12 protein-coding genes are annotated in these 17,179 nt (G+C 71.4%); 8 read left to right on the top strand and 4 right to left on the bottom strand.

Features of this window, described 5'->3' with window-relative positions; translation table 11 throughout:
• Window positions 1–27 precede the first annotated feature (27 nt).
• From VIL67_RS01390 to VIL67_RS01365, 6 genes are all read left to right on the top strand, one after another.
• Window positions 28–894 (top strand): TPM domain-containing protein, encoded by an 867-nt coding sequence (locus VIL67_RS01390; protein ID WP_332047052.1) that lies wholly within the window; start codon window positions 28–30, stop codon window positions 892–894.
• Complete coding sequence (locus VIL67_RS01385; protein WP_332047051.1) at window positions 894–1,604, top strand: TPM domain-containing protein; 711 nt, start codon at window positions 894–896, stop codon at window positions 1,602–1,604. The genes VIL67_RS01390 and VIL67_RS01385 overlap by 1 nt, the downstream gene beginning before the upstream one ends.
• Window positions 1,605–1,694: 90 nt before the next feature.
• Window positions 1,695–3,071 (top strand): sensor histidine kinase, encoded by a 1,377-nt coding sequence (locus tag VIL67_RS01380; protein WP_332047050.1) that lies wholly within the window; start codon window positions 1,695–1,697, stop codon window positions 3,069–3,071.
• A gap of 55 nt (window positions 3,072–3,126) precedes the next feature.
• Window positions 3,127–3,588 carry a (2Fe-2S)-binding protein gene (locus VIL67_RS01375; protein WP_332047049.1) on the top strand — a complete coding sequence of 154 codons (462 nt, stop codon included), beginning with the start codon at window positions 3,127–3,129 and terminating at the stop codon, window positions 3,586–3,588.
• 5 nt (window positions 3,589–3,593) lie between these two features.
• Window positions 3,594–5,801, top strand: a complete 2,208-nt coding sequence (locus VIL67_RS01370; protein WP_332047048.1) for a xanthine dehydrogenase family protein molybdopterin-binding subunit — start codon at window positions 3,594–3,596, stop codon at window positions 5,799–5,801.
• A gap of 227 nt (window positions 5,802–6,028) precedes the next feature.
• Window positions 6,029–9,289 carry a carboxyl transferase domain-containing protein gene (locus VIL67_RS01365; protein WP_332047047.1) on the top strand — a complete coding sequence of 1,087 codons (3,261 nt, stop codon included), beginning with the start codon at window positions 6,029–6,031 and terminating at the stop codon, window positions 9,287–9,289.
• A gap of 3 nt (window positions 9,290–9,292) precedes the next feature.
• On the opposite strand, the gene VIL67_RS01360 is transcribed toward VIL67_RS01365, so the two are convergent.
• Both VIL67_RS01360 and VIL67_RS01355 read right to left on the bottom strand, forming a co-directional pair.
• Window positions 9,293–10,636, bottom strand: a complete 1,344-nt coding sequence (locus VIL67_RS01360) for a VWA domain-containing protein (protein ID WP_332047046.1) — start codon at window positions 10,634–10,636, stop codon at window positions 9,293–9,295.
• A 4-nt stretch (window positions 10,637–10,640) separates the two neighbouring features.
• Complete coding sequence (locus VIL67_RS01355; RefSeq protein WP_332047045.1) at window positions 10,641–11,591, bottom strand: AAA family ATPase; 951 nt, start codon at window positions 11,589–11,591, stop codon at window positions 10,641–10,643.
• 126 nt (window positions 11,592–11,717) lie between these two features.
• On the opposite strand from VIL67_RS01355, the gene VIL67_RS01350 reads away from it, so the two are divergent.
• Together VIL67_RS01350 and VIL67_RS01345 are read left to right on the top strand one after the other, a co-directional pair.
• The gene (locus VIL67_RS01350; protein WP_332047044.1) at window positions 11,718–11,927 is read left to right on the top strand and encodes a hypothetical protein; all 210 of its coding nucleotides are present in this window, start codon (window positions 11,718–11,720) and stop codon (window positions 11,925–11,927) included.
• Window positions 11,927–14,254: a putative bifunctional diguanylate cyclase/phosphodiesterase gene (locus VIL67_RS01345; RefSeq protein ID WP_332047043.1), complete on the top strand. Its 2,328-nt coding sequence runs from the start codon at window positions 11,927–11,929 to the stop codon at window positions 14,252–14,254. Before VIL67_RS01350 ends, VIL67_RS01345 begins: the two co-directional genes overlap by 1 nt.
• A 210-nt stretch (window positions 14,255–14,464) precedes the next feature.
• Here VIL67_RS01345 and amaB read toward each other — a convergent pair whose 3' ends face one another.
• The gene (gene amaB / locus VIL67_RS01340; protein ID WP_332047042.1) at window positions 14,465–15,997 is read right to left on the bottom strand and encodes an L-piperidine-6-carboxylate dehydrogenase; all 1,533 of its coding nucleotides are present in this window, start codon (window positions 15,995–15,997) and stop codon (window positions 14,465–14,467) included.
• A gap of 6 nt (window positions 15,998–16,003) precedes the next feature.
• Window positions 16,004–17,113: a saccharopine dehydrogenase family protein gene (locus VIL67_RS01335; protein ID WP_332047041.1), complete on the bottom strand. Its 1,110-nt coding sequence runs from the start codon at window positions 17,111–17,113 to the stop codon at window positions 16,004–16,006.
• Window positions 17,114–17,179: the final 66 nt, after the last annotated feature.

Below are 17,179 nucleotides of genomic sequence, written 5' to 3'. Positions count from 1 at the left end.
CAGACGCGAGTGGGCGCGGAGCCGAACGTGAACCTCACCTCAACTCAGAGGCCGCACCGCCACCAAACCCTCGTCCATCGCGGGGCAGGGCTTTGGGGGCTCTGGCTCGTCCTCGCGCTGCTCGCCTTCGCCCCGCCGGCCCTGGCGCAGCCGAAGTTCCCGGCGCTCACCGGGCGGGTCGTCGACAACGCCAACATGCTGTCGCCGGCCACCGAGCAGAAGCTGGCCGGCGAGCTTGAAGCCCTCGAGCAGCAGACCGGCCGGCAGGTGGTGGTGGCCACGGTGCCCGACCTGCAAGGCTATGAGATCGAGGAGTACGGCTACCAGCTCGGTCGCGCCTGGGGCATCGGCCGCAAGGGCGAGGACGACGGCGTGGTCTTCCTGGTGGCGCCGTCCGAACGCAAGGTGCGCGTGGAGGTCGGCTACGGCCTGGAAGGCGTCCTCACCGATGCGCTCTCCAGCGTGATCCTGCAGCAGCGCGTGCTGCCGCACTTCCGCGAGGGCCGGATGGAGGAAGGCGTCGTCTCGGGGACCGAGGCGGTGATCCAGCAGCTCGCCCTCCCCGACGAGGAGGCCCGCGCCCGTGTGGTCCAGGCGGCCGCCCAGCAGCAGCAACAGCACCGCGCCGCCGGCTCGGGTGGAGGCGGCGGCCTGCCGCTGATCTTCGTGGTCCTGATCGTCTTCTGGATTCTCGGCGGGATCATGGGCGCGTTCGGCCGCCGGCGCCGCCATCGGCGCTCCAGCGGCCTGTGGTGGCTGCTGCCGATGATCCTTTCCAGCGGCGGCGGCCGTCACCGCGGCGGAGGCTGGGGCGGCGGCGGCGGCTGGGGCGGCGGCGGCTTCTCCGGCGGCGGCGGCTCGTTCGGCGGCGGCGGATCCTCGGGGAGCTGGTGATGGCGGACAATCCCCTCATGACGCCGTCCGACGTGGCGGCCATCCAGGCGGCGGTGCGCGAGGCCGAGGCCCGCACGACCGGCGAGATCTACTGCGTGGTGGCCGACGACAGCTCGGACTACTTCGAGACGCCGCTGGCGTGGGCGGCGGGCGTCGCCCTGCTGGGGCCCGCCCTGCTGCTGCTGGCCGGCGTGCACCCCGGCGTGCCCGACCTCGGCGGCGAGTGGACCGCCGCCCAGGCGGTCCAGGCGGCCGACGCCGCCGCGCGCGACACCCTGATGGGCGCCATCCTGCTGCAGCTCGCCCTGTTCGTCGCGACAGCCCTGGTGGTCAGCCTCGGCCCTGTGCGCCGGCTGCTGACGCCTCGGGCCTTGAAGCGCGAGCGGGTCCGGCGCGAGGCCCAGGCGCAGTTCCTCGGCAAGAACCTGCACGCCACCCGCGAGCGCACCGGGGTGCTGATCTACGTCTCGCTCTGGGAGCACATGGCCGAGCTGATCGCCGACGAGGGGATCGCCAGCCAGGTGGAGCCGCAGGTCTGGGACCGCTGCATGGCCGCGCTGACGGCCGGCCTCAAGCGAGGCGAGCCCGCGGCCGGCTTCGCCGCCGCCGTCGGCCTCTGCGGCGACATCCTGGCCGAGCGGTTCCCCGCCCGGCCGGGGGACAACCCCAACGAATTGCCGGACACCGTCATCCTGCTGCCACGCGACTAGGGATAGCTTGGCCGGGGCGGCCGCAGCATTTCGTGTTGTCGCCGCCCGTCGCGGCCCCCAGATTGGGTCCCGCCGTTCGTAGGAGGCGCGGTGGCGGACCTGAACCACAGTGCTGAGGCCCTCACCCAGCCCTTCCACCTGGCCGCGGAGGCCCTGGGGCTCGGCATGCCGTACCGCATGCTCGTGGAGTCGGACCGCAGCACTCGCCGGTTCGTGCACGTGGGCGAGAGCTGCCTCGCCTTGAACGGGGTGTCCCCCGACGCGGTGCTCGCGGACGGCGGCGTGCTCTACCGCATGATCCTGCCCGAGCACCGAAGCGTGTTCGAGGCCGCTGAAACCGCCGCGCTGTCACAGCGGCGGAGCTTCGAGATCGAGGTTCAGATGCGCCGCGCCGACGGCGAGGTGCGCTGGCATCGGATCGCCTCCTACCCCCGGCCGCTGCCGGACGGGCGCACGCTTTGGGAAGGGCTGCAGACCGACATCACCGAGCGCAGGCGTCTCGCCGATGAGCTCGCCGACCAGCGCCGCCGGCTGCAGATGGCGGTGGAAGCCACCGGCCTGGGGTTCTGGGAGTGGGATCCCCGCTACGCCATGGTGCTCTGGTCCGACCGGAACCGCGACCTCTTCGGCCTGCCCGCGGGCGCCGAGGTCGACATCAACCGCTACATGTCGATGATCCATCCGGAGGACCTGTCACGCGTGCAGGAGGCCTACCGGCAGACCGCCGACGCCGAGGAGGGCGGGGACTTCTCGATCGAGCACCGGATTGTCAGGCCGGACGGCGAGGTTCGCTGGCTGCTCGTCCATGGCCGGGTGGTGAAGGAGGACGGGGAGCCGAACCTCGTGGTCGGCACCAGCATCGACGTGACGGACCGCAAGGCGGCCGAGGAGCGCCGCAGTCTGCTCATGGGCGAATTGGCTCACCGGGCCAAGAACGGCCTCACGGTGATGATGGCCATCGTGGGCCAGACGGCGCGCTCGGCGACCACTGTGCCCGAGTTCGAGGCAGCGCTCATGTCGCGGCTGCAGGCCATGTCCCAGTCCCAGGACCTGGTGACCGCCACCGGGGGGTTGCCCGTGCAGCTCTCCGGGGTCATCGAGCGGGTGCTGTCGCCCTTTGGCGCGGGGCGTTTCGATGTCGCTGCGGAGTTCGAAGAGGTGACCATCGCCGCGCCGATGGCGACGGCGCTGGGCCTGCTGCTGCACGAGCTGGCCACCAACGCGGTGAAGTATGGCGCCCTGTCCAGCGGCGCCGGAAGGGTGAGGATCGCCCCGGCCGCCGCGGCGGAGCGGCGGGTGGCGTTCCGGTGGTCGGAGGCCGGCGGCCCGTCGGTGAGCGAGCCGACCCGCAAGGGGTTCGGCACGCGGGTGCTGCAGACCGCGCTGGCCCCCTTCGGCGGACGCGTGGAGTGCGCCTACGACCCCGCCGGGTTCCAGGCGCATGTGGAGTTCCCGCCCGCCGGCTAGGCCGCTTGCCGCAACGGCCCCCTGGGCCGTACGATGGCGCAAAGGGAGCAGCGCCATGGCCTTCAAGCTCAACGTCAACGGCAAGGTCCACACGGCCGACGTGGACCCCGACACGCCGCTGCTCTGGACGCTCCGTGACACCCTGGGGATCCTCGGGCCGAAGTACGGCTGCGGCATCGCCCAGTGCGGCGCCTGCACCGTGCATGTGGATGGCCAGCCGATCCGCAGCTGCGTGACCCCGGTGTCGGCGGTGCAGGGCAAGGTCACCACGATCGAGGGGATCGGCGCCACGCCTGTCGGCAAGAAGGTCCAGAAGGCCTGGACGGACCTCGACGTCGCTCAGTGCGGCTACTGCCAGCCCGGCCAGATCATGTCGGCGACCGCATTGCTGGCCAGCAACCCCAAGCCCACCGACGCCGACATCGACACGGCGATGAGCGGCAACATCTGCCGCTGCGCCACCTACACGCGCATCCGGGCCGCCATTAAGCGCGCTTCCGGCCAGCGGGAGGCCTGATCTCCATGACCCTCGAAATGACCGGCGCCTCGCGGCGCGAGTTCCTGGCCACCGCCGGCGCTGGCGGCCTGGTGATCTCCTTCTCCGTCGCGTCCAAGGCTCAGGCCCAGGCCGGCGGCCTGCAGCAGATCAACGCCTACGTGAAGGTCGCTCCCGACGGGATCGTGACCATCACCAACAAGAACCCGGAGATCGGCCAGGGCATCAAGACCATGCTCCCCATGCTGATCGCCGAGGAGCTGGACGTGCCCTGGGAGAAGGTGCGCATCGAGCAGGCGGACAGCGATCCCACCGTCTATGGCCGCCAGTTCGCCGGCGGCTCCATGGCCACCCCGCTGCACTGGGAAGAGCACCGGCGCGTGGGCGCCGTCGCCCGCGCCATGCTGGTTCAGGCCGCCGCCCAGGCGTGGAACTGCCCGGCCGGCGAATGCACCACCCAGGCCGGGGTCGTCCTGCACAAGGCGTCCAACCGGAAGGCGACCTACGGCTCGCTGGCCAGCCAGTGCGCCGGCATCACGCCGCCCGATCCCAAGACCCTGCCGCTGAAGGATCCGAAGACCTACAAGATCATCGGCCGGCCGATCGCCCAGTACGATACGCCCAAGATCGTCACGGGCCAGCCGCTGTTCGGGATCGACGTGCAGCGGCCGGGGATGCTCTTCGCGACCTTCGAGAAGGCTCCGGTTTTCGCCGCAGGCGTGGCCAGCGCCGACCTCGCGGCGGCCCAGAGCGTCAAGGGCGTGCGCAAGGCCTTCGTGGTGCAGGGCGACAGCAAGGCCCTGCAGCCGCCGCCCGGCCAGATCGGCGCGGGCCTGCTGCCTGGCGTGGCGGTGGTCGCCGACAACTGGTGGGCGGCGCGCAAGGGCCGCGAGCGGCTGAACATCAAGTGGCAGGACCATCCCACGTCCGCCCAGTCCAGCGAAGGCTTCGCCGCCAAGGCGCGCGAGCTCGCGGCCGGCAAGGCCCAGCGCCAGGCCCGCAACGACGGCGACGTCGACGCCGCCCTGAAGGGCGCCGCCAAGACCGTGGAGGCCGCCTACGCCTACCCGTTCCTGGCGCACGCGCCGCTCGAGCCGCAGAACTGCACGGCCGAGTGGAAGGACGGCAAGCTGGAGATCTGGGCGCCGACCCAGAACCCCGAGCCCGGCCGCCAGCTCTGCGCCAAGACCCTGGGTATCAAGCCCGAGGACATCACCATCCACATGACGCGCTGCGGCGGCGGCTTCGGCCGGCGCCTGTCCAACGACTACATGGTCGAGGCGGCGTGGATCGCCCGCGAGGCCGGCGCGCCTGTGAAGCTGTTGTGGACGCGTGAAGACGACATGCGCCACGACATCTACCGCCCGGCCGGCTTCCACTTCCTCAAGGGCGGGCTGGATGCGCAGGGGAACGTGGTCGCCTTCTACGACCACTTCGTCTCGTTCGGCGAAGGAACGACCTTCGCGCCGAGCGCGGGCATGGGCGCGGGCGAGTTCCCGGGCCGGTTCGTGCAGAACCTGCGCTACGACATCTCGACCATGCCGCTCGGCGTGCCCACCGGGCCGCTGCGGGCGCCGGGCTCCAACGCCCTGGCCTTCGTCTTCCAGTCGTTCATCGACGAGCTGGCGCACGCCGCCGGCGCCGACCCGCTGGCCTTCCAGCTCAAGCTGCTCGGCGACAAGCCGGTGGTCGGCGAGCCGCCGAACGCCTACGCCGCGGGCCGCATGGCCGGCGTCCTCAGGGCCGCGGGCGAGATGTCCGGCTGGGCCAACCGCTCGCGCCTGCCCAAGGGCGAAGGCATGGGGATCGCCTGCTACTACAGCCACCTGGGCTACTTCGCCGAGGTGGCGCACGTGGCGGTGTCGCCGGCCGGCGAGGTGAAGGTGAAGAAGGTCTGGGTCGCCGCCGACGTGGGCCGCCAGATCATCAACCCGCATGGCGCCCTGAACCAGGTGCAAGGGTCGGTGCTGGACGGCCTCTCCGAGGCCCTGCACCAGAAGATCACCATCCAGAATGGCCAGGCGGTCGAGGCCAACTTCGACACCTACCCGCTGATGCGCATCAACGAGGCGCCGCCGGTGGAGGTGAAGTGGGTGATCACCGACAACCCGCCCACGGGCCTTGGAGAGCCGGCCCTGCCGCCGGCCATCCCGGCGCTCACCAACGCCATCTTCGCCGCCACCGGCAAGCGCATCCGCAGCCTGCCCGTCGACCCGGCCGTGCTGAAGGCGTGACAAACTTCCTCTCCCGCGCCGCAGGCGCGGGAGAGGGTAGGGTGAGGGCCGGCTGGGACCGCTGATCCACTCCGGATCCGTGCCCGAGGGCCCTCGCCCCCAAATCCGGCGCGATCCCATCGCACGAGCCGGCCCTCACCCGACCCTCTCCCGCAAGCGGTAGAGGGGGCTCGACCTCGGCCCCCCGATCCCCTCAAATGCCCCCAACAAGTGTTTGAGGGGACGCCGTGAGGAAGCTGCTGATCGCCAACCGGGGCGAGATCGCCGTGCGCGTCGCCCGCACCGCGGCCGAGATGGGCGTCGCCACGGTGGCGGTCTTCTCCCAGGACGACGCGGCCTCCCTGCACACCCGCACCGCCGACGAGGCCGTGGCCCTGAACGGCGCCGGCCCGGCCGCCTATCTGGACATCGCCGGCGTCGTGGCGGCGGCGAGGGCCGCAGGCTGCGACGCCGTCCACCCCGGCTACGGCTTCCTCTCGGAGAACGCCGCCTTCGCCCGCGCCTGCGCCGACGCCGGCCTCTTGTTCGTGGGCCCAAGCCCGGACACCCTGGAGCTGTTCGGCGACAAGGCGCAGGCCCGGGCGCTGGCGCAGCGCTGCGGCGTACCGGTCTCGCCCGGCACGGACGGGCCCACCACCCTTGAGGACGCCCGCGCCTTCCTCGCCGAGCATGGCGCGGTGATGGTCAAGGCGGTGGCCGGCGGCGGCGGGCGCGGCATGCGGCCGGTGCAGAGCGCCGACGAGCTCGACGCCGCCTGGGAACGCTGCGCCTCCGAGGCGAAGGCGGCGTTCGGGAACGGCGACCTCTATGTGGAGAGGTTCCTGCCCCAGGCCCGGCACATCGAGGTGCAGGTGGCGGGCGACGGCGCCGAGGTGGTCCACCTGTGGGACCGCGAGTGCAGCCTCCAGCGGCAGCGCCAGAAGGTGGTCGAGATCGCCCCGGCCGACATGCTGCCCATCGGCCTGCGCGAGCGGCTGTTCGGCCATGCGACGGCCCTGGCCAAGGCGGCCGGCTACCGTGGGCTCGGCACCATCGAGTTCCTGGCGGCCGGCGACGAGGCGGTGTTCATCGAGGGCAACGCCCGCCTGCAGGTGGAGCACACGGTCACCGAGGAGGTCACCGGCCTCGACCTCGTCCGCCTCCAGCTGCAGCTGGCGGCTGGGGCGACCTTGCCCGACCTCGGCCTTACGCAAGACCAGGTCCCAGCCCCGCGCGGCCACGCCGTGCAGGCGCGCGTCAACCTCGAGACCATGGCCGAGGACGGCTCCGCCCGCCCGGCCGGCGGGGTGCTCTCGGTCTATGAGCCGCCCTCCGGGCCCGGCGTCCGCGTCGACGGGTTCGGCTACGCCGGCTACGCCACCAGCGCGCGCTTCGACAGCCTGCTGGCCAAGCTCATCGTTCATGCCGGCTCCGGCGGCCTCGAACGCGCGGTCGCGAAGGCCTACCGCGCCCTGTCCGAGTTCCGCATCGAAGGCTCGCCCACCAACATCGCCTTCCTGCAGAACCTGCTGGCCCATCCCGCCGTCGCCGCAGGCCAGGCCCATACCCGCTTCGTGGAAGCGCACATGGCCGAGCTCGCCGGCCGACCCGAAGCGCACCCCCGGCTCTACTTCGACGCCGCCGCGCAGAGCGGCGCGGCGTCGGCCGCCCGGGCGCCCGAGCCCGACGCGCCCCCGGGGACGGCGCCCGTCCGCGCGCCCCTGCAGGGCACCGTGATCTCCCTCGACGCCGCGGTCGGCGACAGCGTCCGCAAGGGCCAGCCCCTGATGGTGCTCGAGGCCATGAAGATGGAGCACGTGGTCGAGGCTCCGGCGTCCGGCGTCGTCCGCCAGATCACCGTCGCGCCCGGCGACACGGTGTTCGAGGGCCGCCCGCTCGCCTTCCTGGAGGAGACGGGCGCCGAAGACGCCCTGGACCAGGCCGCCGCCCGCATCGATCTCGACCACATCCGGAGCGACCTTGCCGAGGTTCTCGAGCGACACCGGCTCACCCTCGACGACGCCCGCCCGGACGCTGTCGCCCGCCGTCGCCGCACGGGCCAGCGTACCGCTCGTGAAAATCTGGCCGATCTCTTCGACCCCGGCAGCTTCAGCGAGTTCGGCGCCATGGCCGTCGCCGCCCAGCGCCGCCGCCGCAGCCTCGAGGACCTGCGGGCCAATACCCCTGCGGATGGCATCGTCGTCGGCGTCGGCGAGGTGAACGGCGGCCGCTGCGTCGGCCTCGCCTACGACTTCACCGTCCTGGCCGGCACCCAGGGCCACTTCAACCACAAGAAAACCGACCGGATCCTCGAATTCGCCGAGCACTGGAAGGCGCCGATCGTCTGGTTCACCGAGGGCGGCGGCGGTCGGCCCGGCGACGTGGACGGCGGTCAACTGTCGGCTTCGTCGCTCGACACCACCAGCTTCACCACCTTCGCCCGCCTCTCCGGCCTGGCCCCCCGCATCGCCATCAACTCCGGCCGCTGCTTCGCTGGCAACGCCGTCTTCTTCGGCTGCGCCGACATCACCATCGCCACCCGCTACTCCAACATCGGCCTGGGCGGCCCGGCCATGATCGAGGGCGGCGGCCTGGGCGTCTTCACCCCCGACGAGATCGGCCCCTCCGACGTGCTCCACATCAACGGCGCCATCGACCTGCTGGTCGAGGACGAGGCCGCCGCCACCGCCGCCGCCAAGCGCATCCTGGGCGTCTTCCAGGGCCCGGTCCGCGACTGGACCTGCGCCGACCAGCGCCGCCTGCGCCACCTGATCCCCGAGAACCGGGTGCGGGCTTACGACGTGCGCCAGGTGATCCGCACGCTGGCCGACGAGGAAACCTGGCTGGAGCTGCGGGACGGCTACGGCCGCGGCATAATCACCGGCTTCCTGCGCATCGAGGGCCGGCCGCTGGGGGTGATCGCCAACGACCCCCGCCACCTCGGCGGCGCCATCGACTCCGAGGGCGCGGAGAAGGGCGCGCGCTTCCTCCAGCTCTGCGACGCCTTCGACGTGCCGGTGCTCTCGCTGTGCGACACGCCGGGCTTCATGGTCGGACCGCAGAGCGAGACAACGGCCGCCGTACGACGCGGTTCGCGTCTGTTCGTGACGGCCACCAGCCTGTCCGTGCCGCTGTTCACCGTGGTGCTGCGCAAGGGCTACGGCCTCGGCGCGCAGGCCATGGCCGGCGGCGACTTCTCGGCGCCCGCGATGATGCTGGCCTGGCCCACCGCGGAGTTCGGCCCCATGGGCCTGGAGGGCGCCGTGCGGCTGGGCTACCGCAAGGAGCTGGAGGCCGAGGCCGACCCCGCCGCACGCCAAGCCCTGTTCGAGAAGCTGGTCGGCCGGATGTACGAGAACGGCAAGGCGCTGTCGGTGGCCTCGGTCGTGGAAATCGACGCGGTTATCGACCCGGCCGAAACCCGCGCCTGGCTGGTGCGCGGCCTGAGAGCCTGCCCGGTCCCGCCCCGCAGCCCCGGCAAGAAGCGGCCATTCGTCGACGTCTGGTGAGGATCAGTGCGGGAGATAGGCCCGGAGCACGTCCTCGATGATCCGCTCCAGGCCCGCGAGCGTGTTGCAGGTCTTGGCCACGTGGCAGTAGCGGGCGTAGCGATCCATCACGCTGTCGCCCTGGCCCCAGTAGCTCTCGGGTTCCGGGTTCAGCCAGATCACCGCGCGGCTGCGCTGGTGGATCAGGTTCATCAGGTCGAGCCGCGGGTCGGCGAAGTTGGAGCGGCCGTCACCCAGGAAGATCACCGTGGTGTGGCGGTCAAGGCGGTCGAGGTGCTGCTCGGCGAAGTCGGCGAGTGACTGGCCGTAGTCGGTCTGCTGGAAGCCGATGGTCTGCAGGACCTTGAGGATCGCCTGCTCCACGTCGTGGTCGTCGAGGATCCCGCTTACCGGGATCAGCCGGCCTGAGAAGGCGAAGGCGTCCAGGCGGTCGACCACCTCGTTTAGCGAATAGAGGAAAGTCAGGAGGAACTGGGCCGCGGCCGCCACCGACTTCGAGACGTCGCAGATCGCCACGATGGAGGGCTTCTCCACCTTCTTGGACTTCCAGACGATGTCGAAGGGGACGCCGCCGTAGCCCATGGACTTGCGAAGTGTCCGGCGGACGTCGAGGTGGCCCACCCGGTTGGTCCGGCGGCGGCGGGAGTAGCGGTCGGCCAGGCGCTTGGCCATCTTGCGGACCAGCTGCTGCATGATGGCGAGGTCGACGGGGTCGATGCCGCCCTCGGCGTTCAGGGCCTTGCGGGCCAGCATCTCCTCGCGGAGCGCGCGCCCGGAGCCGGCGGCGTAGAGGTCGTGCTGGCGTTCCACGTACTTCTGGGCCTCGGCCATCAGGGCGCGTCGGCCGGCGTCCAGTCGGTCGGCGAGGCCCTGGTCCTTCTGGCGGCGGGCGGTGGCGATGATCCGCTCGATCTCCGCGAGGCCCATCTCGTCCAGCAGGCGGCGGGTCAGGCGGCTGCGCTGGGTGGAGAGGCGGATCTCGGAGGCGCCGGCCTGGCGTGCGGCCTCCTCCATCTGCTGCTGGAGGGCGGCGGTGTCGCCTTCGAGGAGGGCCTGGGCGAGGGGGTTGTCGGGGGCGCCAGCGGACTCGGCGTCGTACTCACTTTCAGGGGGTGGGGGCGGGAGCTGGAATTCCGTCCGTGTAAAGAATGTCTCGAAGGTGCGGTCGAAGGCGGCGACCTCGGCCTCGGACTTGGCCAGGGTGGCGCAGAGCGCGTCCTTGAAGAGGGTGCGGTCGGCATAGCCGACGGTCTCGACGGTGCGCGCCGCGTCGATGGCTTCCGCGGGAGAGACGCGGACGTCGGCGGCCCGCAGGGCGCGCAGGAAGTCCTGGAGCGTGTGCTGCATCGGCCTAGCGCCGGGCCAGCAGCTCGACGATCTGCGGCTCCACCTGGGTAATGTCCTGCTCGAACTTCAGGATCACGTTCAGCGTGTCCTTGACGATGGCGGCGTCGAGGCTGTCGGCGTGCAGCAGGATCAGCGCGCGCGCCCAGTCCACGGTCTCCGAGATCGACGGCGCCTTGCGCAGATCGAGCGTGCGCAGCGACTGGACGAAGGCGACGAGGTCGTGCGCCAGCCGGCCCTCGATGCCCGGCACGCGGCTCAGCACGATCCGCTCCTCCAGCGCGGGCTCCGGCAGGGGGATGTGCAGGTGGAGGCAGCGGCGCTTCAGGGCGTCGCCCAGGTCGCGGACGTTGTTCGAGGTGAGGAAGACCAGCGGCGGCGTCTTGGCTTTCACCACGCCGATTTCAGGAATCGAAACCTGGTAGGCCGACAGCACCTCGAGCAGGAACGCCTCGAACGCCTCGTCCGACTTGTCGATCTCGTCGATCAGCAGGACCGAACCGCCGTCCTGCTTCAGCGCCTTCATCAGCGGGCGCGGCTCGAGGAAGGGCTCGGAGAAGAACAGGTCGCCCATTCCGTGCAGCCGGTCCATGGCGGCGTCCATGGTGGGGGCGTCGGCCAGGCTCTCGCCGACCCGGTCCTTGAGGATCTGGGTGTAGAGCAGCTGCTTGCCGTACTTCCACTCGTACAGCGCCTTGGACTCGTCGAGCCCCTCGTAGCACTGCATGCGGATCAGCGGGTGGTTCAGCAGGGTGGCGGTGGAGAGCGCCAGCTCGGTCTTGCCGACGCCGGCCGAGCCTTCCACCAGGATGGGCTTCTCCAGCTTCACGGCCATGAACAGGGCGGTGGCGATGCGCCGCGACGCGATGTAGCCGACGCTGGCCAGCCCCTCGACGAGGGCGTCAACGGACGCAAGGGGATCGGCCGCCGGCGGCGCGGCCACGGGGGAAATCGTCAAAGTCTGAGGCTTTCGAAAAAGGGCAGTCGGAAAGGCCCCAGTGTGCCGAACGGCTGCGCGAAGGGCAAACGGCGAGCGCGGTCAAGGTTTACGGGCGGTTCACGGCTACAGCCTAGGTTGTGGGTCATGCGCAGACTCGCGCCCCTGCTCGCTGGCGTGTGCCTCGCGTCCTCCGCGGGAGCGGGAGAGCTCGCGTTCAGCCTGAGCAAGCCGGCCGGGAAGCCGGCGCCGGATGCGGTGGTGGTCCGCCAGGTGGTGGCGCCTTCGACCGGTGCCGTGCGGGTGGCGGTCACCGGCGACCTGCGGGCCCGGCGCCTGCGGCACGGCGGCTACTGATGCTGTTCCAGCGGCTGAGCACGCGGCTCGCCGTCCTCTACGCCGGCCTGTTCGGCGCGGGCCTGCTGCTGGTCTTCCTCTGCGTCTTCGTGGCGATCAGCCAGGCGGCCCAGCGGCAGGTGCGCACCGAGCTCACGGCCACCGGCTCGGTGTTCGACCACGTCTGGGCGCTGCGCACCGAGCGGCTGCGTGAAGGCGCGCAGCTGCTGTCGCGCGATTTCGGCTTCCAGCAGGCGGTGGCGACCGGCGACGAGACGACGATCGTCTCGGCCATGGACAATCTGCGCCGCCGCGTCGGGGTCGATCGGGCCTTCGTGCTCGACGAGGCCGGCCGGCCGATCGGGGCCAAGATGGCGCCGCAGGACGCCCAGCGGCTGCAGGCCGCCTTCTCGGCCAGCGAGCAGCCCTCGGGCGTGGTCATGCTGGACGACCAGCCCTACCACGTCACCAGCGCGCCGATCCTGTCGCCGGACCTGCTCGGCTGGGTGGCCTTCGGCGTTCGCCTGGACGCCGAAGAGATGCGCGAGCTGGAGCAGCTGTCGGCCATTCCGCTGGAGGCCGCGGTGGTGCATCGCGAGCCGACGCACGGCTGGGAGACCGACGCCTCCCTCCCGCGTCAGGACCAGGCCGCAGTGCGGCGCTTCATCACCGCCTCCCTGACGGGCGGCCGGGGCTCGCCCGAGACCCTGGACCTCAGCGACGGCCGCTCCATCGCGCTCGCCAAGCCCCTGCCCAGCCTGGACGGGCGCGGCCAGGCGGCGCTGCTGCTCCGCTATCCCCTCGACCGCGCGCTGGCGCCCTTCCGGCCGCTGTTCGCGGTGGTGGCCGCGCTCAGCCTGACGGGAGTCCTGGTGGTGGGCTTCGGCAGCCTTCTGCTGGCGCGCGGCGTCACCCGCCCGGTGACTGACCTGGACGAGGCCGCACGCCGTCTGCAGCGCGGCGAGGACGCCCAGGTCGAGGCGACCACCGACGACGAGCTGGGGCGGCTGGCGCACAGCTTCAACGCCATGGCCACGACGATCCGCGACCGCGAGCGGCGGATCACCCACCTCGCCCTGCACGACGAGGAGACCGGCCTGCCCAACCGCCTGACGCTGGAGCGGGTGGTGGACGGCCTGTCCGACCGGCCGCACGGCCAGGTCTATGTGGCGGCCCTGGGCGTTCGCCGCTTCGACCACCTGCGCGGCGCCATCGGCTACGCGCTTGCCGCTCAGGCGGTGAGGACCATCGGCAACCGGCTGGCCGGCCTGGCGCCCTCGTCGGGCGTGGCGCGGATCGCCACCGACGTGCTGGGCTTCACCATCGTCGCCCAGGGGCCGGATGCGGCGGTCGACGACGCGCGCCGGCTGCTCACGGAGCTGGAACAGCCGCTGCGGATGGGCGGCGGCGATGCGATCGACGTCTCGCTCGACCTGGGGCTCGCCGCCCTGGACGCCTCCGTAGGCGCGGCGGCGACCATCGAGCTGGCCAACGTGGCCCTGGACCAGGCCCGCACGGGCCGGCGCAAGGTGACCTTCTTCGACGCCGAGGCCTATGGCGATCCGGCGGCCAACCTGTCGCTGATGTCGAGCCTGATCCGGGCGCTGGAGACCGGCGGTATGGAGCTGCACTACCAGCCCAAGGTCGACCTGCGCGCGCGGCGCGTCACCGGGGTGGAGGCGCTCGCCCGCTGGCGCCATCCCGTGCGCGGCATGCTCTCGCCGGACCTCTTCGTGCCCATGGCCGAGGAGACCGGGCACATACGCAACCTCACCGAATGGGCGCTGCGCCGGGCGATCGCCGACCAGAAGGCCCTGGCTGGCGCCGGCTTCCCCCTGGATGTGGCGGTGAACATTTCAGGCCGGACGCTCGGCGAGCCCGACTTCGCCGACTTCGCCCTGGCCGAGGCGGCCGAGGCCCGAGGCGCGCTGGTGTTCGAGATCACCGAGACGGCGGTCATCGAGAACCCGGAACTGGCCCTGGCGATGCTGGACCGCTTCGCCGCCGCGGGCATCGGGATCTCCATCGACGACTTCGGAACGGGCCTCTCGTCGCTGGCCTACCTCAAGCGGATCCGCGGCCAGGAGCTGAAGATCGACCGCTCGATCGTGGAGGGGGTCACGGAGAGCCAGCGGGACGCCCTCATCGTGCGCTCGACCATCGATCTGGCGCACAGCCTCGGCCTGAAGGTGACCGCCGAAGGCGTGGAGACCGAAGCCTGCTTCGCCCTGCTTTCGGCCATGGGCTGCGATCGGGCGCAGGGCTATCTGGTGGGCCGGCCGATGCCGCTGCACGAGCTGCTGGCCTACCTCGGTCAGACCGACGCCGGCCTCAGGAGCTATGCCTGATCATGGTCAGGCCGCCCCGCTGTCTCGCCGCGGACTGGGCGCGTTCACGCTGATGGTCGAGGGCCCTCGGGTGGGTCCTAAGTGGCGGAAGGAGCCCAGCCGGCCCTCACCCTACCCTCTCCCACGCCTGCGGCGCGGGAGAGGGATATCTCGCAGGCGCCGTGGCGGTCTGCCCTCCTCTCCCGCAAGCGGGAGAGGGGAATGGCGGCCTCAGACGTCGAACTTGACGCCCTGGGCGAGGGGGAGGGTGCGGCCGTAGTTCAGGGTGTTGGTGGCGCGGCGCATGTAGGCCTTCCAGCTGTCGGAGCCGGCTTCCCGGCCGCCGCCGGTCTCCTTCTCGCCGCCGAAGGCGCCGCCGATCTCGGCGCCCGAGGGGCCGATGTTGACGTTGGCGATGCCGCAGTCGGACCCCGCCGCGCTGATGAACAGCTCGGCCTCGCGCATGTCGTTGGTGAAGATCGATGACGATAGGCCCTGCGGGACGTCGTTCTGCAGGGCGATGGCCTCGGCCAGGTCGCGGTACTTCATGACGTAGAGGATCGGCGCGAAGGTCTCGCGGCGCACCACGTCAGCCTGCGACGGCATCTCCACAAGGGCCGGGCGGACGTAGGCGGCCTCGGGGCAGCCCGGGACGTCCACGAGGTCGCCGCCGTGCACCTGGCCGCCCGCGGCGCGCGCGTCGGCCAGCGCCTTCTCCATCTGCGCCTTGGACCCGGCGTCGATCAACGGGCCGACGAGCGTGCCCGCCTCGCGGGGGTCGCCCACCGGCACGGTGGCGTAGGCGGCCTTCAGGCGCGGCAGGAAGGCCTCGTAGTGGCTCTCGTGCACGAACAGGCGGCGCAGGGTGGTGCAGCGCTGGCCGGCCGTGCCCATGGCGGCGAAGGCGATGCCGCGCAGGGCGAGGTCGAGGTCGGCGGTGGGCGCCACGATGGCGGCGTTGTTGCCGCCAAGCTCCAGCAGGGCGCGGGCGAAGCGCTGCGCAAGGCGCGGGGCGACGGCGCGGCCCATGGCCGTGGAGCCGGTGGCGGACACGAGCGGGACCTTCGGATGGTCGACGAGCCGCTCGCCGACTTCGCGGCCGCCGATGATCACAGCCGACAGATTGGCCGGCGCGTCGCCGAAGCGGGCGACGGCGCGCTCGAACAGCGCCTGGACAGCCAAGGCGGTGAGCGGGGTCTTCTCCGACGGCTTCCAGACGCAGGCGTCGCCGCAGACGAAGGCCAGCGCCGAATTCCAGGACCAAACCGCGACGGGGAAGTTGAAGGCCGAGATGATCCCCACCACGCCGAGCGGGTGCCAGGTTTCCATCATCCGGTGGTCGGGCCGCTCGGTGGCGAGGGTCAGGCCGAACAGCTGGCGCGACAGGCCGACGGCGTAGTCGCAGATGTCGATCATCTCCTGCACTTCGCCATTGGCCTCGGAGACGATCTTGCCGGCTTCGAGGGTGACGAGGCGGGCGAGGTCTTCCTTGGCGGCGCGCAGCTCCTCGCCGAACAGGCGGACGAGCTCGCCGCGGCGGGGGGCGGGGACCACGCGCCAGGCGAGGTAGGCCTGGTGGGCCGCCTCGACGGCGGCGTCCACCTGGTCAGGCGCGGTGTCGTGCACCTGGCCGATGATCTCGCCGGTGACCGGCGAGCGGACCGGGCGGTCGCCGCCCGTCCAGAGGGCGGAGGGGACGCCCAGGCGCTCGAGAACCTGGGCGGCGTCGGCGGCGGCCGACGTGATCTTGGACTGGACGGTCATGCGGACTTACTCGGCGGCGGCGCGAAAGGAGAGGTGGTCTTCGGGGGCATAGAACCGGCCGAAGCGGTTGGCGAGGAAGTCGTCCAGCGGGATGTCCTCCTGCCGGATGAAGCCGGCTTGCGGCAGCTTGCCGTCGGCCAGCATGTCGAGCACCGCGCAGATGGCGCCGGCGGTGGTGATCTGGATGGCGCTCTTCATCTGGCCGCCGATGGGCTGGGCGAAGACCTTGTTGACATAGGTCTCCTGCATCAGCCGGCCGTCCTTCATGCCCGACACGGTGACGAAGACGATGACCACGTCCTGCAGGGTGGCCGGCAGCGAGTTTTCGAGGATGTCCTTCAGGACCTCGCGGCGGTTGCGCAGGTTCAGGTCGTTGAGCAGCGCCTTCATGATGGCGGCGTGCCCCGGGTAGCGGATGGTCCGGTAGTTGAGGTTGCGGACCTTGCCTTCCAGGGTCTGGCAAAGCGTGCCCAGGCCGCCCGAGGTGTTGAAGGCCTCGTAGGTGACGCCGTCGAGGGCGAACTCCTCGCACTCTTCCAGAGCCGGGACCTCGCGGAGCTTGCCGTTGACCACGGCCTCGCAGGGCTCGCAGTACTCGTTGATCACCCCGTCGGTGGACCAGGTGAGATTGTAGTTCAGGGCGTTGGACGGATAGCGGGGTAGGGCGCCCACCCGCAGGCGCACGTCGTGCAGTTCGTCGAAGTGCTTGCAGAGGTCCCAGGCGGCGATGGTGATGAAGCCTGGGGCCAGGCCGCACTGCGGGATGAAGGCGGTCCCAGAGGTCTGCGCCAGCTCGCGGGTGACGCGGCTGGAGGCCACGTCCTCGGTGAGGTCGAGGTAGTGGGCGCCGGCGGCCGCCGCGGCGCGGGCGACGGTGACGGTGAGGTGATAGGGGGCGCAGTTCACCACGGCGAAACAGCCGGCGAGGCGGGCGGCGAGCGCGTCCACGTCCTCGATCGGCATGGCGGCGGTCTCCACCGGCGCCTTGGGGGCGAGCTTGGAGAGCGAGTCCGCCGACTGGTCGATGACCAGCACCTGGTAGTCGCCCGAGCCCACCAGCATGTCGACGACGGTCGAGCCGATCTTGCCCGCCCCGACCACGGCCACCTTGCGCATCGCCTGCCTCCGGAATGATCCCGGCCTGAGGGTCCGCTACGGCCAAGTTCATTTCAACTGGCAGTT

The sequence above is a fragment of the Phenylobacterium sp. genome (genome assembly GCF_036563385.1).
In the GTDB taxonomy this organism is placed as follows: Bacteria; Pseudomonadota; Alphaproteobacteria; order Caulobacterales; family Caulobacteraceae; genus Phenylobacterium.
This window is presented reverse-complemented; position numbering and strand designations above follow the sequence as displayed.

What these genes read in the sequence shown, in the direction of transcription:
- VIL67_RS01385 (WP_332047051.1), top strand. Translation starts at nt 894, where the DNA reads ATGGCGGACAATCCCCTCATGACGCCGTCCGACGTGGCGGCCATCCAG.
- VIL67_RS01375 (WP_332047049.1), top strand. Translation starts at nt 3,127, where the DNA reads ATGGCCTTCAAGCTCAACGTCAACGGCAAGGTCCACACGGCCGACGTG.
- VIL67_RS01370 (WP_332047048.1), top strand. Translation starts at nt 3,594, where the DNA reads ATGACCCTCGAAATGACCGGCGCCTCGCGGCGCGAGTTCCTGGCCACC.
- VIL67_RS01360 (WP_332047046.1), bottom strand. Translation starts at nt 10,636, where the DNA reads ATGCAGCACACGCTCCAGGACTTCCTGCGCGCCCTGCGGGCCGCCGAC.
- VIL67_RS01350 (WP_332047044.1), top strand. Translation starts at nt 11,718, where the DNA reads ATGCGCAGACTCGCGCCCCTGCTCGCTGGCGTGTGCCTCGCGTCCTCC.
- VIL67_RS01345 (WP_332047043.1), top strand. Translation starts at nt 11,927, where the DNA reads ATGCTGTTCCAGCGGCTGAGCACGCGGCTCGCCGTCCTCTACGCCGGC.
- amaB (WP_332047042.1), bottom strand. Translation starts at nt 15,997, where the DNA reads ATGACCGTCCAGTCCAAGATCACGTCGGCCGCCGCCGACGCCGCCCAG.
- VIL67_RS01335 (WP_332047041.1), bottom strand. Translation starts at nt 17,113, where the DNA reads ATGCGCAAGGTGGCCGTGGTCGGGGCGGGCAAGATCGGCTCGACCGTC.